Origin of the sequence: Acetobacter conturbans (assembly GCF_011516755.1) — a bacterium.
Lineage (GTDB): Bacteria > Pseudomonadota > Alphaproteobacteria > Acetobacterales > Acetobacteraceae > Acetobacter > Acetobacter conturbans.
This window is the reverse complement of sequence record NZ_WOSY01000003.1, coordinates 22491-38786: the sequence shown is the minus strand read 5'-3', so window position 1 is coordinate 38786 and position 16296 is coordinate 22491. Positions and strand designations below refer to the sequence as shown.

The window sequence follows — 16296 nt, the reverse complement described above, 5'->3', positions numbered from 1 at the left end:
GCGAAGGGGAGGAGCCCACCCGGTGTTGTGGCTCCTCCCGATAAAAAACGCCGCTTGTCAGCTCCGAACGGCGGCGGCCAGTTCGCGGAGCTGTGTCAGAACGGAAGGGAGAGTGGAGGGCGTCGCCTGATCGGCCGCATCCAGTGTTTTCGCCAGTGTCGCCAGCAGGGCCGAGGCGACAACCGCGCCCTCAGCGATGCGTGACGCAGACGCCGCCTGTTCCGGCGTGCGGATGCCGAAGCCGATGGCGACAGGAAGATCCGTCACTGCACGCAGACGCACAAGGGCCGCACGCAGATCCTCGTCGCTGGCCGAACGTGTTCCGGTGATGCCGGTGATGCTCACATAATAGACGAAGCCGGACGCGTGGTTGAGCACCAGCTTGAGGCGGTTGTCATCTGTGGTCGGCGCGATCAGGCGGATGATGTCCAGACCAGCGGCTTTGGCCGGTCCCTGCATCGGTCCGGCTTCTTCCGGCGGCATGTCCACGATGATCAGGCCGTCGATTCCGGCGGCTGAAGCGTCGACACAGAACCGATCGATCCCATAAGCTTCAATCGGGTTCAGGTAGCCCATCAGGATGATCGGCGTGTCGTTATCCTGCTCGCGGAACGACTTCACCATCTCGAACAGGCGCGGCAGCGTGGCGCCCGCCTTCAGGCCGCGACGGGCGGCAAGCTGGATGATCGGGCCGTCGGCGGAGGGATCGGAGAACGGCATGCCGATTTCGATCAGGTCCGCGCCCGCTTCCGGCATGGCCTTCAGCAGGTCGAGCGACGTCTGGAAGTCGGGGTCACAGGCTTCGAGATAAGGGATGAGCGCACCACGCCCTTCCTGTTTCAACGCCGCAAAACGGCGGGCGATACGGCTCACAGCTTCACTCCCAGATGTTCGGCGACGGTGAAGATATCTTTGTCTCCACGGCCCGAGATGTTGATGACGAGCAGGGTCTCCGGGCTCAGCGTCGGTGCGATTTTCGTCGCATGGGCGACAGCATGGGCGGATTCCAGCGCCGGGATGATGCCCTCCGTGCGCGTGCAGGTCTGGAACGCGTCCAGCGCCTCATCATCCGTGATGCCGACATACTCGGCGCGACCGATTTCATGCAGCCAGGAGTGCTCAGGGCCGACGCCGGGATAGTCGAGACCGGCGCTGATGGAGTGGGCTTCGATGATCTGGCCGTTCTCGTCCTGCAACAGATAGGTGCGGTTGCCGTGCAGCACGCCGCGTGTGCCCCGCTCGATCGAGGCGGCGGTCTTGCCGCTGTCCAGACCATGTCCGGCAGCTTCGACGCCGATCAGCCTGACGGAGAGATCGTCAAGGAACGGATGGAAGATGCCCATCGCATTCGAGCCGCCACCGATGGCCGCGACGATGACATCCGGCAGGCGGCCCTCGGCTTCCTCCATCTGGACCTTCACCTCGTCGCCGATCACGCTCTGGAAATCACGGACCATGGCAGGGTAGGGGTGCGGGCCAGCGACGGTGCCGACCAGGAAGTAAGTGTCATGAACATTGGCGACCCAGTCGCGCATCGCCTCGTTCATCGCATCCTTCAGCGTGCCGGCACCGGACGTGACGGGCACGACCTCGGCCCCGAGCAGCTTCATGCGGAACACGTTGGGAGCCTGCCGTTCAACGTCGGTCGCGCCCATGTAGATGACGCACTGCATGCCGAACAGCGCGCAGACCGTGGCGGTGGCGACGCCATGCTGACCCGCGCCGGTCTCGGCCACGATGCGCGTGCGGCCCATGCGGCGGGCAAGCAGGATCTGGCCCATCACGTTGTTGAGCTTGTGGGAGCCGGTGTGGTTCAGCTCCTCGCGCTTCATGTAGATCTTCGCGCCGCCGAGCTGGTCTGTCAGGCGCTTTGCGAACCACAAGGGAGAAGGCCGACCGACGTAATCCTTCAGGTAAAACGCCAGCTCCTTGTGGAAAGCCGGATCGGCCTGCGCGGTCTTGTACGCCGCGTCCAGCTCCAGAATCAGGGGCATCAGAGTTTCCGCTACGAACCGTCCTCCCAGCCCGTCGCCGAAATGGCCGGATGCGTCTGGCCCGTTTCGCAGACTGTTTGCTCTTGCGCCGTCTGTCATGATTGTCGCCGTCTCCGCTGCACTGCGCTCTCGCGCGGAATTATCAGGTCTGGCGGTATAACAAGGGGCCACGAAAGCGTCCATGAGGGGCATCCATGAGCGGGGCGTGTGTTGTCGCAGGCGGAGGCTGGCGATAGCGTGACGGCAGAACAGACGGGACGGAGATGAGCGTGAAGCAGGCGGCCACGAAGTCAGGAGACGGGAGCAGAGAACTCTCCGCCGTCACACGAAAAGGCACCAACCCTGCGCCCCATGTGAAGGCCATGAAATGGAGCTGGTACGTTGCGGGCGTGACGGCCGCCGTTCAGGTCGTCTTCATTTCCCGCGCCCTCCTCAGACCGCATCGCCAGCCGGCTTCACGGGTGGCCTGGGTCGCGATCATTGGTGCGCTGCCTGTTGTCGGGTCCGTAGCCTATCTTTTGCTCGGTGAGACAAATCTCCTGCCCGAGCGTGTGCTGCGGATACGGGATGCGATGAAACGCCTGCCTGTTCCGGGCAAGAGGGCGGACGCGCTCATCGATGCGGAAAAGGAATTCGGTCTGCCGCCACGGCTCGCGCCGCTGTTTCGGGTAGGACAGTCGATCAGCGGTTACCCGCCGATGGGTGGTAACCGCGCGGCACTCATGAAGGATTCTGATGCGGCGATCGACGCCATGGTCGCCGATATCGATGGCGCCCGCGCGCATGTCCATATCTGCTTCTATATCTGGCTGCCGGATGGCAATGGCATGAAGGTTGTCGACGCACTGGTGCGGGCGGCGAAGCGCGGTGTGGTGTGCCGTGTGATGGCGGACGATCTTGGGTCCCGTCACCTGATCCACACCCCGCACTGGGGCAACATGGAGCGGAGTGGCGTGCGGGTGGTGCGGGCGCTTCCTCTCGGAAGCCTGCTGCTGCGGCCGTTCCGTGGCCGGTTCGACATGCGCAATCACCGCAAGGTCGTGGTGATTGACAATCGCGTGACCTATTGCGGCAGTCAGAACTGTGCCGATCCTGCCTTTCTGGTAAAGGCGAAATACGCGCCGTGGGTGGATATGGTCGCCCGCTTCGAAGGGCCGGTTGTCCTGCAGAACCAGCATCTGTTCGCCACGGACTGGATGGCGCACACGAACGAGGATCTGACTCCGCTTCTGGCCTCGGCGAAGGTGGAGGAAGGGGAGGGATTCGTGGGGCAGGTGATCGGCACGAGCGCGGCGGTCCGTTATGCTGCCATGCCGGAAACCTTTGTCTCGATCATGAATGCGGCAGCGGAGGAACTGACTGTCACGACACCGTATTACGTGCCGGACGAGTCAATACAGGCGGCGTTGTGCGCGGCGGCGCGGCGCGGGGTGGTGACGACTCTGACCGTGCCGAAGCGCAACGATTCCTGGATCGTTGCCGGTGCCAGCCGCAGCTATTACCGGGATCTGCTTGAAGCGGGCGTGAAGATCCATGAATACCCCCATGGACTGCTGCATACCAAGGCGATGACGGTGGATGGCCGCATGACTCTCATCGGTTCCGCCAATCTGGACCGGCGCAGTTTCGATCTGAATTTCGAGAACAACATTCAGCTTGTGGATGCGGCCTTCACCGAGGTCGTCCGGGAGCGGCAGCAGGTCTATATCGATGCATCGGAAGAGGTGACGCTTGAACAGGTTGTGAACTGGCCAAAAACGCGGGTGCTCTGGAACAACACCCTTGCGATGATCGGCCCTGTGCTTTGATGGACGCAAGTTAAGGACAGCAACTCTTGAAAATTGAAAGATGCGGCCCAATATTCAGGAGAGAACTGTGGCCGTAAGGGTCGTGGTCGTCGTGATTTCAGGAGTGCAGCTATAATGAGCGCCACCGATATTCTACGGAAACTTGCCCCCGAGGATCTTGAGGAGATTGCCAAGCATCTCGACAAGTCCCTCCACAAGCATAAGAACGAACTGCACAAGCAGATCACCGAGCATCTCGCGGAGATGAAGGGTGAGGTGAAGGTGCATGAGAAGACGATTCCGACCGGCTGCAAAGTGTTCGGCTTTCTGATCCTCGTGGCGGCTTCGGCCATCAGCTATGTGCTGGGCCGCAAGGCTGCTGAGTAATCCGAAAGGTATTGTTATGAGTACGCTTGTTGTTGTTGGGTTCGACAGTCTCGACGGCGCGAAGAACGCGCTGGGCGAATGCCGCGAACTTGAAAAGGAATATCTTCTGGATCTGGAAGATGCCGTGGTCGTCCGCCGTACGGCTGATGGCAAGGTTCATCTTGACCAGAGCATCAACCTTGAGAAGGTTGGCGCTTCCTGGGGCTTCCTGTCAGGTGGTTTCTGGGGTGCGCTGGTAGGATTGCTGTTCCTCAATCCGCTTGCCGGTCTGGTGGTCGGCAGCGTTGCCGGCGCGGGTATCGGCGCGCTGGACGGGAAATTCAGCGATTATGGAATCAATGATGATTTCATTAAGAATCTCGGTGCGACGCTGACGCCGGGAAGTTCCGCGCTGTTCGTGCTGATCCGCAAGGCGGAGCCGGAGAAGGTGATCGCTCACCTGTCCGATCTGAAAGGTCATGCGAAGATCATTCAGACCTCACTGTCGCCGGAGGCCGAAGGCAAGCTCCGCACGGCTCTGGGGCAGGTCGTGGCCGCTACCTGATACGGGTTTACGGGAAATGGCGGGAATGCTGGACAGCAGCCCCGCAAAGACGCCAAACTGGAAAGCCTCGCGGTGTGCGGGGCTTTTCTTTTAGCGGGAGTGGTCCGTGCGCCTGATTATTGCTTTTTTCTTGCCCTGGCTGACATTCTTTACGATTGGGCGTCCGATTGCGGGCATTGTCTGCCTCTTCCTTCAGGTCACCGTTCTCGGCTGGATTCCGGCGGCTATCTGGGCTGTCTACGCGTTAAGTCAGTATAAGACCGATCAGAAGCTCAAAAGAGCTGGCCTGAACTGACTCCGAAAGAATCGGCTTGCGCCCGGCTTTTGATCCTGTGCCGGGCGATCAGGCACGATGCTGAATACGCCCGATCGTTCCCGTCGTTGAGTGTCCTGCCTGAAGATCAGCCAGAAATAACCGGCCGCCACTGGCGGTGACTTCCCTGCCTCCGATCACATCCTCCGGCCTGTAGTCTGAGCCTTTTACAAGCACATCAGGCATGAGCGCGAGGATGGTCTCCAGTGGCGTGTCTTCGGTGAAGGCCACGACGGCATCGACATAGCGGACAGCGGCCATGACAGCGGCGCGACTTTCCAGCATGTTGACGGGGCGAGTTTCCCCTTTCAGGCGACGGATGCTGGCATCGTCATTCAGGGCGACAATCAGCCGGTCGCATTCGGCCCGTGCGGCTGCCAGAAGACTGATATGTCCCGGATGCAGGATGTCGAAGCACCCGTTCGTAAACCCTACGGACAGTCCTTGTGATTTCCAGCCAGCGACCTGTCTCTGGGCATCGTTCAGGGTGAGCAGGTGCGGAGATGTGACCGGTGCATCTTCTGCATGCAGTTCGCGTTTGACCTCGGCAATGTCCGCCGTCGCGGTCCCGAGCTTGCCGACCACGACACCCGCCGCCGCGTTGGCGACACGCATGGCCTGAGCGAAACGCATTCCTGACCCGACTGCTAGCGCCATGGTCGCAATCACGGTGTCGCCCGCACCGGACACATCGAACACTTCCCGGGCACGGGCCGGGACGGCTTCGGCTTCACCCTCCGCTGGAATGAGCATCATGCCTTTTTCCGAGCGTGTGGCGAGGATGGCGTCGGCTTCCGCCTCGGCCATGACCTTGCGGGCCGCGCGTTCGACACTGGCATCATCAGTGCCGGAGATGCCTGATGCTGCAACCAGTTCTTTGGCATTGGGTGTGATGCAGGTCGCGCCGCGATAATGCCGGAAGTCGGATGTTTTCGGGTCAACGAATACCGGGATGCCCCGCAACCGGGCTTCGCCGATCAGGTGCCGCACGACCATGCTGTCGCAGACGCCTTTGCCATAGTCTGACAGGATCACGACACTGGCCTCATCCAGCCGTGCGTCGATGGCGCGACAGAGCAGTTCTGCTTCTTCGGGTTGCAGTTTCAGGCGGCTTTCCTCGTCAGCCCGGACGACCTGCTGATGCGAGGCGATGAAGCGTGTCTTGCAGATGGTCGGGCGTTTGGGGGTCGCCACCAGCATTTCCGAAACGCCTGTGCGGAGGCGCAGGGCGTCGCGCAGCGTGAGGGCGGCCTCATCCTCGCCGACAAGGCCGATCAGGATGGCGCGTCCGCCCAGTGAGATGATGTTACTGGCAACGTTGCCCGCGCCGCCCGGCATTTCACGCCGTTCCTTGAGAAGCAGGACTGGCACCGGTGCTTCCGGGGAGATTCGTTCCATCTCGCCATAGACGAAACGGTCGAGCATGACGTCACCGACACAGAGAACGGTGATGCGGGAAAAATCCATCATGGTTCAGCCCAGAAACCCGGCAACAAAGTCGGCAAGCCCCGTCTGCCGTGGTGTGCGCAGCCGCGCGGCGGTCAGGACGGCACGGGCTTCGGCGATGGCGCGGTCGAGTTCCGCGTTGACGATCACATGGTCGAATTCCTGCCAATGTGAAATCTCCGCGAGCGCGGCGTCCATGCGGCGTCTGATTTCCTCGGGGGCATCGGCCGCACGACCGGTCAGGCGTCTTTCCAGTTCGGTGAGGGAAGGGGGAAGAACGAACAGGCTGGCGACGTCATCGGGCAGAGCGGTGCGGATCTGGCGATGGCCCTGCCAGTCGATGTCGAACACCATGTCGTATCCGGCGGCGAGTGCCTGCTCCACCGGCGCGCGGGGCGTGCCGTAGCCGCGTCCGAACACGGTGGCCCATTCCAGCAGTTCACCCTGTTCGGCCATTCTCTGGAATTCATCCATCGAGCGGAAATGGTAATGGATGCCGTCCGTCTCGCCGGGGCGTGGCGTGCGGGTGGTGATCGACACCGAGTGCCGGAGTCTGGGGTCGGCTGCGCGGAGGGCATTGGCAATGGTTGACTTGCCTGCGCCGGACGGAGCGGAAATGACAAGGCAGACGCCCCGCCGCGTAATAGGTGTCGTGGCGGTGGTCGTTCCGGTGCGTGTCATATCGGCGTTCTCAGCCTCCCTGCCGTATTCAGCAGCCTTCCCCGTTTATGTCGGGGCGGCGGTTGCGACCTTTTAGCAGCAGGTTCTTAATGGGGCGACTATGAAACAGGATTCTCTTCTGATCACCGGCGCAGCCTCGGGGCTGGGTCGGGCTTTCGCCCTGCGTTCCGCCCGTCCGGGCGTCACGTTGTATCTCATCGATTGTGAGGACCGTCGGCTCGCCGACACCGCCGCGCGCGCGGAAGGGCTCGGCGCGCGGGTGGTGGCGCACGCGCTGGATGTCGCGGACGAGGCGGCCATGCGTCAGGCGATCGAGGCTGCCGAAACGCTGGACGTCGTGCTGGCCTGCGCCGGCATCACGGGTGGTATTCATGCCGCGGCAAAGGCCGGTGAGGCGCCCGGTGAGTCCGAATATCAGGTGCGCCGGATGGTGGCCGTCAATCTGGACGGCGTGCTCAACACGATTTTCCCCGCTATCGATGTGATTCGTCGTCAGCCACTGGCCCCCGATGGGTTCCGGGGCCGAATCGCGGCGATTTCTTCGATTGCCGGACTGGTGTCCTTTCCGGGAACCCCGTCCTACTGCGCCACGAAGGCGGCGGTGGACCGGTTCATGGTGGCGACCGGAGGTAATCTGAAACAGGAGGGCATTCTGTTGAGTTCGGTCGTCTGCGGTTTCATCAACACGCCGATGGTGGCGTCGAACGAGTTTCCAATGCCGGGGCTTGTCCAGACAGCAGAGGCGACGGCCCGGATCATGGCTGGGCTGGCGAAGAACCGTCGTCGCATCTCGTTTCCACGATGGATTGCCGCCGGATCGCGCTTCATGGATCTTCTGCCCGTTTCTCTGGCAGAACGTTATTACCAGAATCAACCGACCGGAGCGGCGGGCAGTATGCCGGCAGTAAGTGAACCTGGAGTCGCATGATGGCTGCTGATCCCCATGGCCTGATGGAGGATCTGTCGGCTGCCTCGGTGTGTCAGCCGGTGCCGGAGGCGCGGAAGACGATGCCGATGGACAGGGTGTTCTGGAGCCATTTTTCACCGAATCTCGGCCCCGGAGGATGGGTTACAGGCGCGTTGCTGGTCAGTCTCGGTCTGGATTTCCGGACGGGCGTTCTGGCGATTCTGATCGGTAATCTTGTCGGAGCATTTCCTGTGGCGCTGGCGGCCGCGATCGGTCCTTCGACGGGACTGACGCAGATGGAAGCTTCCCGCATGGCGCTGGGGACGATTGGTGTCAGGCCACCATCCTTCCTGAACTGGCTTTACTGCGTCGGCTGGGATGCCGTGAACAACGTCCCGGCTGCTGCGGCACTGATCAGCCTGCTGGCACTTGCAGGATTCCCACCACCGTTCTGGCTGGCGCTTGGTGTTCTGGCATCGATCCAGATGGTGGCCTCGATTTACGGGCATCATGTCGTGCAGGCTCTCCAGAAATATCTCGGTGGAGGGCTGCTGATCGTCTTTGCCGCAATCGGGGTGACCTTCGCCGTGCGTGGCGGAGGTGTGATCCATGCGACGCACCCGGTCGGGCTGGCGACGTTTTTATTGGCGGTGGGCATTCTCGTCAGTTTCAACCTGTCATGGGCGACCTATTCGTCGGACTACACGCGCTATCTTCCGGCAAACGCAGAACCGAAGCGGGTGGTGAAACTGGCACTCGCGGGACTGTTGCTATCAGCCGTGCCGTTCCAGATTCTCGGCCTGCTGACGGCGACGAGCATTGCGGAGCCATCGCCCACGGCGGTCATTGCCAGTCTTCAGCATGCGATGGGACCGCTCGGCCCTCTGGCTCTGGCGGCCATCGCGCTGTCATCGATCACCGGGAATTCGTTCAATGACAATACGGCGAGTTACAGCCTGATTTCGGCAGGTATTCACATTCCCCGCGTAGCGGCGGCGATCATCACCGCATCCCTCGGCTACGTTCTTGCGGTTGCGGGTGCCGGACGGTATGCGACCCTCTATACGGACTATCTGCTGGTCACCATGTACTGGATCGCCCCCTGGTGCGGGATTGTGCTGGCAGACTGGTATCTTACAGGGGGCCATTCGGCTGCGCGGGCGGTCTATGGACAAGTCTTGCGCCCTCCCGCGGGATGGACCCGGGGCGCAACGATCTTTGTGGTCACGTCCGTGCTGACCATCCTGCTGTTTTCCACCAGTTCACTCTACACGGGCCCGGTTGCAACGTGGCTCGGCGGAGCGGACATCGGCTATTATATAGGCTTTCTGGTGGCGGCGGCCTGGTATGCTGCGGGGCGCGGCAAAGGGCGGATCTCCAAGCCTGCAGGAAATGGCGTGATTTGACGATTGCCCGAAATCTGGCGCAACTTACGCGTTTTGAAAGACCTTTCGAACGCACCCGTGCGCGGCTTTGTGTTCGGCGGCAGCTTACAGGAAGAGTCAGAAGCCTATGAGATATCTGTATCGTAAGCCCTTTGGTTCTGTTCTGGTGCTGTGTGTCTGTTTCCTTGGAGCAGGGGCGGCGCACGCGCAGACCTCGTCTGATGGCCAGTCCGGCACATTTCAGCAGCCTCCTGCGCCCACCGAGCAACAGATGGCGGTGATGCGGCGGGATGTTCAGACGGCGGCAGCCTATCCGTTGCCGACGGATTTTTTCCCCCGCATGATCAACACACTGGAAATCCTGCGCAGCACGGGACTGCAGCCCCCGGCGCCGACCGGCCGCACGTCGCTGAATGAGACCATCGCACGTGTTGCGGCGGTCCCCGGGATTGATGCGGTCCTGAAGTCGCAGGGATTCACGCCGCGGGATTTTGTGATGGGGCTGACCTGTTTCGGCATCACATATGCTGTGACGACGAACACGTCCGGCAATACCCAGGATGCGCCCAAGCTTAATCCGGCCAATATCCGGCTGTTGCAGGGCAATCAGGCCGGTGTGCAGGGACTGTTGCAGGAAATGGGCAACACGCCGTCTCAGGGGCAATAAGGAGGAGATTCTACCTCTTTCTTGAGACGATCGGCGGTTCACGGATGATTTGACGAGGCCGTGAGAAACCGGTAGGTTCCGCCGCACAAGCACGCGCAGTGTGCTTAGGAGGGGTGGCCGAGAGGCTGAAGGCGGCGGTTTGCTAAACCGTTATACGCTTAACAGCGTATCGTGGGTTCGAATCCCATCCCCTCCGCCATTTCCGAAATTTCCCAAATACAATTCTTATTCGTTCCAAATCTCGGCCGATTACGTGGCATCCGAGTTTTTTGGATATGTCGCCGAATGTCCGTCGAGCTGCAGGCTTTATGGTGTCAGGCACGCATGAATCCGCAGCGGGAAGAGTATTAGCTTTATGCAGGCAAGTCATTTTTCATGGTGCGCTGAAAAGACAGGTCTTATCGGAATATATGGTAATATCTGAAATGCAAAACGCTTCGTTTCTATAAATTAAGGCGAAAATTAAGTATTATTTATTCTAATTTTGGATAGTTTGAGGAGCCTTTTAGGCTGTAAATCGATCTAAAAAATTAAAAAAACTCAATAAATATGAATCTATTCTATAAATATAAGCATTAAAAACTATAACTTTAATAAAAAACACCTTGATTGATGTTATGTTGTGTTACTTAATAGTAAATGTATAATACTAAATTATACAATAAAACCAACGACCGTATTGTCTCCAGTCAGCTTCCTGCCTATCCGGCCGCCGTCTGGGGTAGGGCGATAGGGTATAGATGAAAAGGGTCTGCTGAATTATGACGACCACTTACTGGAATGGTGGAGCTGAAGGCGATTTTTACGCCGCTTCAAGCTGGTCTTACGGCGATATCCCGCAGAGCAAGACGTGTCAGGGAGCCGATGTTACCGGAACGGCGGACAGCCCTGTGGTGGCTGTGGCCGGAGGCGCTTCCTATGGTCAGATCAACTCTCTGAGCGTAGGCGATTACGGAACAGTCAAGATCACGGCTGTCGGTGGTTCAGACGACGCTGGCTATGTGTTCGCGATACAGGCGCTGCAGGTCGCTCAGACCGGGTCTCTGATCATTGATACGCCCTCGGCCGTCGATCTTGGACTTTATACGGAGATTCGTGGCGGCACCGTCACTATCATGAACAACGATGGCAACGTTGTGCTTGATGGCAACTCGCTCAACGGCACCGGCACGCTGAACCTGATCAACTCAACGCTCGGTTCGGCGACTGCTCCCGTTCATATCCCTGACATGGATATCACCCTGCAGGGTAGCAGCACCATTTACACGGGCTGGGATGCGACGGGGCGTTCCGTGACGTTCGATCCGGACACGGTCAACACGCTTGTCCTGCCGTCCAACGATCCCACTGTCACGACGGCAATCAAGGGCTTTTCCGAAAATGCCCGTATTGAGATCGCATCCGAAGATGGCGTCCATCCCACTGCTGCGAGCGTTACAGCTAATGGTGACGGCAGCTATAAGATGGTCATCACCCTGTCGAATGGCGGCACGCTGACGGCAAGTGATATCGTTCCCGCAGAGGGCTTCACGCCGGGTTCCGTGTCCATCAATGAGACGGCTGACGGCAATTACATCCTGACGGATGCCAACGCCTCGATGGTCACGCCGGACTACAGCGCATCCACGATTCATCAGGATCTGCAGAATACGCTCACGGTGGCGACCGACACAGGCAGCAGCGTGACCACCAGTGCTGGTGTGGTGAACCATAACAGTGCCGGCAACGACTACTATACAGCGGCTTCAGGTGACTGGTCGGATGCGAGCAACTGGTCTGCCGGTTTTATCCCGCAGAGTGACAGTTGCTATCAGGGGACAGTGGATGGTACCTCCAATGTCGTCGTCACGCAGGCTAGTTCTGACCAGTTCGTCAGTCTCTCCGTCAATGACAGCGCGACCCTGACCATCGAAGCGGCTGCAGGTGAGAACCCGCAGAGCTATGTGTTCTCCACGGCAGGTCTCGAAGTGCGAGAGCAGGCTTCTCTGGTGGTCGACACATCTGCCAGGGTCGAACTGGGCGGCGTCAGCGCGATCGATGGCAAGCTGACCATCGACAATAACACCAGCAACGTGATCGTTGACAGCAATCATCTTTCCGGCAACGGCACGCTGACGCTGAACAACTCGACGTTCGGCTCTGCCCGTCAGGCGCAGGAAGTCGATCTGCCGACGGTCAATCTGACCAATAACAGCACCTATTATGCGTCGCTTTATGGCAATGACAGCACGATCAACGTTGATGGCACGAGCGACACCATCGTCCTGAGCGGCAATCTGCAGGATATCCAGAGCACTTTTGCCGGGGTGAATGCCAACACGCACTTCCTCATCAATCCGAATGAGGATGCGACAGCGACGTCGCAGGCTTACAGCCAGAACGCGGACGGCAGTTACACGCTGACCATCGGCCTGAGCAACGGTCAGGACGTGACGCTCAGCCACATCATCGCAGCGTCTTCGTTGTCTGGCTCCGCCTCATCCCTTTCTGCCATTGCGAGCGGGACGGACGTACATTCGTCCATTCAGTCTAGCTTCGCGGTGGCCGCTCTGGGAAGCACGACGGCAACGGCCACGATGACTGCGGCCACGATTATGCCCGATGAACAGGCGTCGACGACGGGAAGTGTGGCGGCTCTGCTTGGGACGTCCCAGACCGTTACGGCTCCGGTTCTGACAAACGATCAGTCCAGCACCACCCTGCTCGCTTCGTAAGAGAACATTTGCGATCCGGATTTTCCTTTGTGAGCCGGCTCGCAGGGTTGTTCGCTCCCTGTGCCTGCATTCTACGATGCAGGGAGCGGATAGTCCCTTTCACGCTTTAAATGAGGACGGCCACCTGTGAGGCGAGGCACCCGTCGACGGCCGCTCCGGGTGGATGCATCGCCATCTCCTGCATTCGGTGGCGATTACTTTTGTCAGCGCCCTTCTTCAGCAGGTCTCTTACCCTCCACTGAACTTTATCTGGGATGGCTCGACGCGGGGCTCTGACGTGGCATCTTCTGCGCTTTCTTCCCCGCGTTCACAGGGAGATGAGGCGTCCTGATTCCCTTCGCCGTGGGGGCCGCCGTTATGCCTGTCATCAAGGCCCGCGACAGCGGACAGTCCGTGAAGCGACATGCCCGCCACCTGACCAGCAGTTCCTCCGATTGCGCCGGTGGCCATGGAAGCTGCCGAAAGTGCGCCCCTGCCAATCTTACCCATCGTTTCTGAGGCAGGATCTTTCACGCAGCTTCCACCGTGGGTGCATGCTGTCGTCAAAAGTGCCGTGAACAGAACGGAAAAACTTAGTCTGTGCACTCTCATTCGGCAGGCTGCCGGAGTGCAGACGGACTCACGGCGCATAGGTCTGCCGGAATGGATCTAGCTTCTTGCGTATTTTGCGCAGCGGCGGCGCTCTGGACGATGAGTGGGGTGTGGAAAAAGGGGATGCAAGGCAAAGGCCCCCGCGAAAATGGGGTACCCGGTTTCGCAAACGCAGCCATAGCCATTTGCGACCTGTTCCCTGCCGGGTTCATTCCCGTGGTCATGATTGCACGGGTTGAGAAGCCTGCGTGCTCACATGCATTGTCCGAGCGGGCAGGTAAAAACAACAGGAGCGATAATGCTGAAAAAACCCGCTTTTGTTTGCATGCTCAACTCTGGTTCTCCGCGAAAAAACCAGAATAAGCGCATCATGTGACGAGAGTTTTTCTGAATGTTACTGATATTGGGTAAAATGAATATGCATGCGTCAGTATGCTTCGATGGTCCCGGGGACTTCTTGCATACATATTCAAGGATTTTGCACGGCAGCCCTGTGGATGCCAGTCAGTTTATGGTCGGTGGTTTTTTGGCAGGACTATCGTCAGGGTCCTGACGCGGGGGCGGTGTTCTAGGAGGAGGGGGTGGTGGGGGCATCTTGCCCGGAATGGGAATTTCGTTCGGCAGTTCGGCTGAGGTGATTTCTGTCATCGTAACCTCCCGGCTTCATTCCCAGCAGAATAATGCCACATGCCCATTCAACCAAGAAAAATCCACAGTCAGCAACACCGGTATTCTGTAAGCTTTATTCCGCGTGCTGACAGCGTAATCCCTTGAGATTGACAAAGATGATGCCGCTCAACACGCGACGATCCTTAAGAGGCTGTTTCAAAAGCTCTCTGCTGAATGCGACCGTCCTTGAGGGTGAGCGCGACCAGTATAGGTTTTTGAGCATTGAAGCGAAATAGTCATGCGGGCCGTGAGCACCGGAATGCAGAAAAAGCGCGCCGGATCACCAGAAAAGAGCTTTTGAAACAGCTTCTAACACCACATTTACCCAGCCTCTTTGGAAAGCAGGACCCATACCGGGCCATCTGTTCCCCAGTTTTCTCAAAGAGCCTGAAGCAAAAACTTCTGCATTAAATCAATAGGCCATGAGTCTAAACACCGAGTGCGTCTTTGCCGCTCCACCTCAGATCAGCCCGTAACGCTCCAGCAGATTATCAATTTCCGTCCCGTCCGTCAGATGACGCAGCAGCCCGGACGCCAGCACCTTCTTCCCGTCCCGCAACTCCGCTGCCGCCTGCAACAGCATCCGGACATCATAGACGCTGCCAAACACCTCAGGCACGGCGCGATCGACGTTGAGCAGCGTATAGACGGCCTCCATCGCCGTGCGGACCGAATACTCCGTCGTGAACACCGTATCGCGGGGCGTCTCGGCAAACTGACCGAGAAAGGCAAGATTGACGCTGCCATCCGGTACGACCTTCGGGCGGTCTCCCGCCGAACGCGTCATGAACTGCGCTGTGATGAACGGCATCATGCAGGGACGGGTGATCGCCCCTGTCGCCGCCATGTCGTCAATCTGATCCGCAGGCACGCCCATATGAAACAGCCATTCCTGCGTGATTTCCTCGCCCGTGCAGTCCTGCATGGGCTTTTTCACGTAATCGCCCGGCACGTCGCTGAACAGACCATACAGCCACGCGACCATCTGCCCTTTTGGCTGGTCCTTGAAATGCGGCTGACGACTGACAACCCAACTCATCAGCCAGGCGGAATCCTGAATGGTGATCGGGCCACCCGTCACCGTGCGACCGGAGAACGGATCACGCCCGGTGACCTTATGCACAAGATCGGGAATACGCGCGTCCAGCGTCGTAACAGTCGCGGACTCCCAGCGGGATTTTGTCGTGTCGCCGCAGAACACATCCGGGCGCCCGAACGCCGGATCCTGATCCGCGATGTTGCGCCACAACTGCCAGATACTTCCCTCCGTAATGGTCGTTTCAATCGGTGCGGGCGTGTGATGATCGCCCCAGCGGGAGTTTTCCACCATCGAGCCGTTGGTGACGAAAACCAGTTCGTCCGGACTGAGATCGACACCGGCTGCCGCGCCACTTTCCAGCCAGTCGATATGGGTCGCGACTTTCTTGCCGCCGGATGTGTCCACGGCGACGTTGGTCACCTGCACACCATGACGAAACACGACGCCCTGATCGGCAAGCCACGTCGCCAGCGGCTTGCTCAGCGATTCCTGCTGATTATATTTCGTGAATTTCAGCGTGTGCAGATCCTTCAGCCCGAGGATCTGATGCACGAAGCGGGCGAGGTAACGCTTCATCTCGATCGCGCTGTGCCACGTCTCGAACGCAAACATCGAGCGCCAGAACAGCCAGAAATTGGACTCCATGAAGTCATGGGAGAGGACATCGCTGATCGTCTTGCCGTCGAGTTTATCCTCATCCGCCAGAATAAGCGCAATGATCTCGCGCCGCGCCTTGCCCGTCAGCTTCAGCAGGTCGCGGCCCGGCAAAGGCTGCCCATGCCCGCACATCGCCCGGACCGGACTGCTGCTGGGATCGACCCGATTGAGACGATAGAACTCGTCCAGCACCGAAGCGTCGGGCACCTCCAGAGAGGGGATCGAACGATACAGATCCCACAGGCACTGGAACTGCTCTTCCATTTCCCGGCCTCCCCGGATCAGCCAGCCGGTCTCCGCATTGCCCGCGCCATCCAGCGCGCCACCGTTGAGATCTGAGGCTTCGAGAATGGTGATGTTCGAGGGCGTCATCTGTGCATCGCGGATCAGGAAGGCCGCTGCCGCCATGCCACCAAGCCCACCACCGACAATCCATGCCGAGCGGGAGTCGATCCCGGCCGGCTTTTCAGGACACACAAAGGCTTCGAAATTGCTGTGGGCGTATCTCATGGAAT

Annotated in this window: 13 protein-coding genes and 1 tRNA gene; 9 read left to right on the top strand and 5 right to left on the bottom strand. The window is 59.4% G+C overall.

Annotated features, from left to right (window positions below):
• Positions 1–57: 57 nt before the first annotated feature.
• Together trpA and trpB are read right to left on the bottom strand one after the other, a co-directional pair.
• Entirely contained in the window at positions 58–873 is an 816-nt protein-coding gene (trpA, locus tag GOB81_RS03660; protein ID WP_173569030.1) for a tryptophan synthase subunit alpha, read from the bottom strand.
• Positions 870–2093 carry a tryptophan synthase subunit beta gene (gene trpB / locus GOB81_RS03655; protein ID WP_173569029.1) on the bottom strand — a complete coding sequence of 408 codons (1224 nt, stop codon included), beginning with the start codon at positions 2091–2093 and terminating at the stop codon, positions 870–872. Before trpB ends, trpA begins: the two co-directional genes overlap by 4 nt.
• Positions 2094–2263: 170 nt before the next feature.
• Here trpB and cls point away from each other — a divergent pair, with 170 nt between their 5' ends.
• The 4 genes from cls to GOB81_RS03635 all read left to right on the top strand — a co-directional run bounded on the left by cls (position 2264) and on the right by GOB81_RS03635 (position 5007).
• Positions 2264–3802, top strand: coding sequence for a cardiolipin synthase (gene cls / locus GOB81_RS03650; RefSeq protein ID WP_338421301.1), 1539 nt, complete (start codon positions 2264–2266; stop codon positions 3800–3802).
• A gap of 114 nt (positions 3803–3916) precedes the next feature.
• Positions 3917–4168 (top strand): hypothetical protein, encoded by a 252-nt coding sequence (locus GOB81_RS03645; protein ID WP_173569028.1) that lies wholly within the window; start codon positions 3917–3919, stop codon positions 4166–4168.
• Between the two features lie 16 nt (positions 4169–4184).
• The gene (locus tag GOB81_RS03640) at positions 4185–4712 is read left to right on the top strand and encodes a DUF1269 domain-containing protein (protein ID WP_173569027.1); all 528 of its coding nucleotides are present in this window, start codon (positions 4185–4187) and stop codon (positions 4710–4712) included.
• A gap of 106 nt (positions 4713–4818) precedes the next feature.
• Entirely contained in the window at positions 4819–5007 is a 189-nt protein-coding gene (locus GOB81_RS03635; RefSeq protein ID WP_173569026.1) for a YqaE/Pmp3 family membrane protein, read from the top strand.
• 48 nt (positions 5008–5055) lie between these two features.
• On the opposite strand, the gene hldE is transcribed toward GOB81_RS03635, so the two are convergent.
• Together hldE and gmk are read right to left on the bottom strand one after the other, a co-directional pair.
• A complete protein-coding gene (gene hldE, locus GOB81_RS03630) occupies positions 5056–6492 on the bottom strand; it encodes a bifunctional D-glycero-beta-D-manno-heptose-7-phosphate kinase/D-glycero-beta-D-manno-heptose 1-phosphate adenylyltransferase HldE (protein WP_173569255.1) in 1437 nt (478 codons plus the stop codon).
• A 6-nt stretch (positions 6493–6498) separates the two neighbouring features.
• Positions 6499–7152, bottom strand: coding sequence for a guanylate kinase (gene gmk / locus GOB81_RS03625; protein ID WP_173569025.1), 654 nt, complete (start codon positions 7150–7152; stop codon positions 6499–6501).
• Positions 7153–7252: 100 nt separating this feature from the next.
• Between gmk and GOB81_RS03620 the strand changes: the two genes are divergently transcribed.
• From GOB81_RS03620 to GOB81_RS03600, 5 genes are all read left to right on the top strand, one after another.
• Complete coding sequence (locus GOB81_RS03620; RefSeq protein WP_173569024.1) at positions 7253–8080, top strand: SDR family NAD(P)-dependent oxidoreductase; 828 nt, start codon at positions 7253–7255, stop codon at positions 8078–8080.
• Entirely contained in the window at positions 8080–9465 is a 1386-nt protein-coding gene (locus GOB81_RS03615; RefSeq protein WP_173569254.1) for a purine-cytosine permease family protein, read from the top strand. Before GOB81_RS03620 ends, GOB81_RS03615 begins: the two co-directional genes overlap by 1 nt.
• Positions 9466–9571: 106 nt before the next feature.
• Entirely contained in the window at positions 9572–10111 is a 540-nt protein-coding gene (locus GOB81_RS03610; protein ID WP_173569023.1) for a hypothetical protein, read from the top strand.
• Between the two features lie 107 nt (positions 10112–10218).
• A tRNA-Ser gene (locus tag GOB81_RS03605) sits at positions 10219–10310 on the top strand.
• A gap of 562 nt (positions 10311–10872) precedes the next feature.
• Positions 10873–12825 carry a hypothetical protein gene (locus tag GOB81_RS03600; protein ID WP_173569022.1) on the top strand — a complete coding sequence of 651 codons (1953 nt, stop codon included), beginning with the start codon at positions 10873–10875 and terminating at the stop codon, positions 12823–12825.
• A gap of 1720 nt (positions 12826–14545) precedes the next feature.
• On the opposite strand, the gene GOB81_RS03595 is transcribed toward GOB81_RS03600, so the two are convergent.
• Positions 14546–16291, bottom strand: a complete 1746-nt coding sequence (locus tag GOB81_RS03595; RefSeq protein ID WP_173569021.1) for an oleate hydratase — start codon at positions 16289–16291, stop codon at positions 14546–14548.
• Between the last annotated feature and the right edge of the window lie 5 nt (positions 16292–16296).

What these genes read in the sequence shown, in the direction of transcription:
- GOB81_RS03610 (WP_173569023.1), top strand. Translation starts at nt 9,572, where the DNA reads ATGAGATATCTGTATCGTAAGCCCTTTGGTTCTGTTCTGGTGCTGTGT.
- gmk (WP_173569025.1), bottom strand. Translation starts at nt 7,152, where the DNA reads ATGACACGCACCGGAACGACCACCGCCACGACACCTATTACGCGGCGG.
- GOB81_RS03615 (WP_173569254.1), top strand. Translation starts at nt 8,080, where the DNA reads ATGGCTGCTGATCCCCATGGCCTGATGGAGGATCTGTCGGCTGCCTCG.
- trpB (WP_173569029.1), bottom strand. Translation starts at nt 2,093, where the DNA reads ATGACAGACGGCGCAAGAGCAAACAGTCTGCGAAACGGGCCAGACGCA.
- GOB81_RS03640 (WP_173569027.1), top strand. Translation starts at nt 4,185, where the DNA reads ATGAGTACGCTTGTTGTTGTTGGGTTCGACAGTCTCGACGGCGCGAAG.
- GOB81_RS03645 (WP_173569028.1), top strand. Translation starts at nt 3,917, where the DNA reads ATGAGCGCCACCGATATTCTACGGAAACTTGCCCCCGAGGATCTTGAG.
- GOB81_RS03595 (WP_173569021.1), bottom strand. Translation starts at nt 16,291, where the DNA reads ATGAGATACGCCCACAGCAATTTCGAAGCCTTTGTGTGTCCTGAAAAG.
- hldE (WP_173569255.1), bottom strand. Translation starts at nt 6,492, where the DNA reads ATGGATTTTTCCCGCATCACCGTTCTCTGTGTCGGTGACGTCATGCTC.
- GOB81_RS03600 (WP_173569022.1), top strand. Translation starts at nt 10,873, where the DNA reads ATGACGACCACTTACTGGAATGGTGGAGCTGAAGGCGATTTTTACGCC.
- GOB81_RS03620 (WP_173569024.1), top strand. Translation starts at nt 7,253, where the DNA reads ATGAAACAGGATTCTCTTCTGATCACCGGCGCAGCCTCGGGGCTGGGT.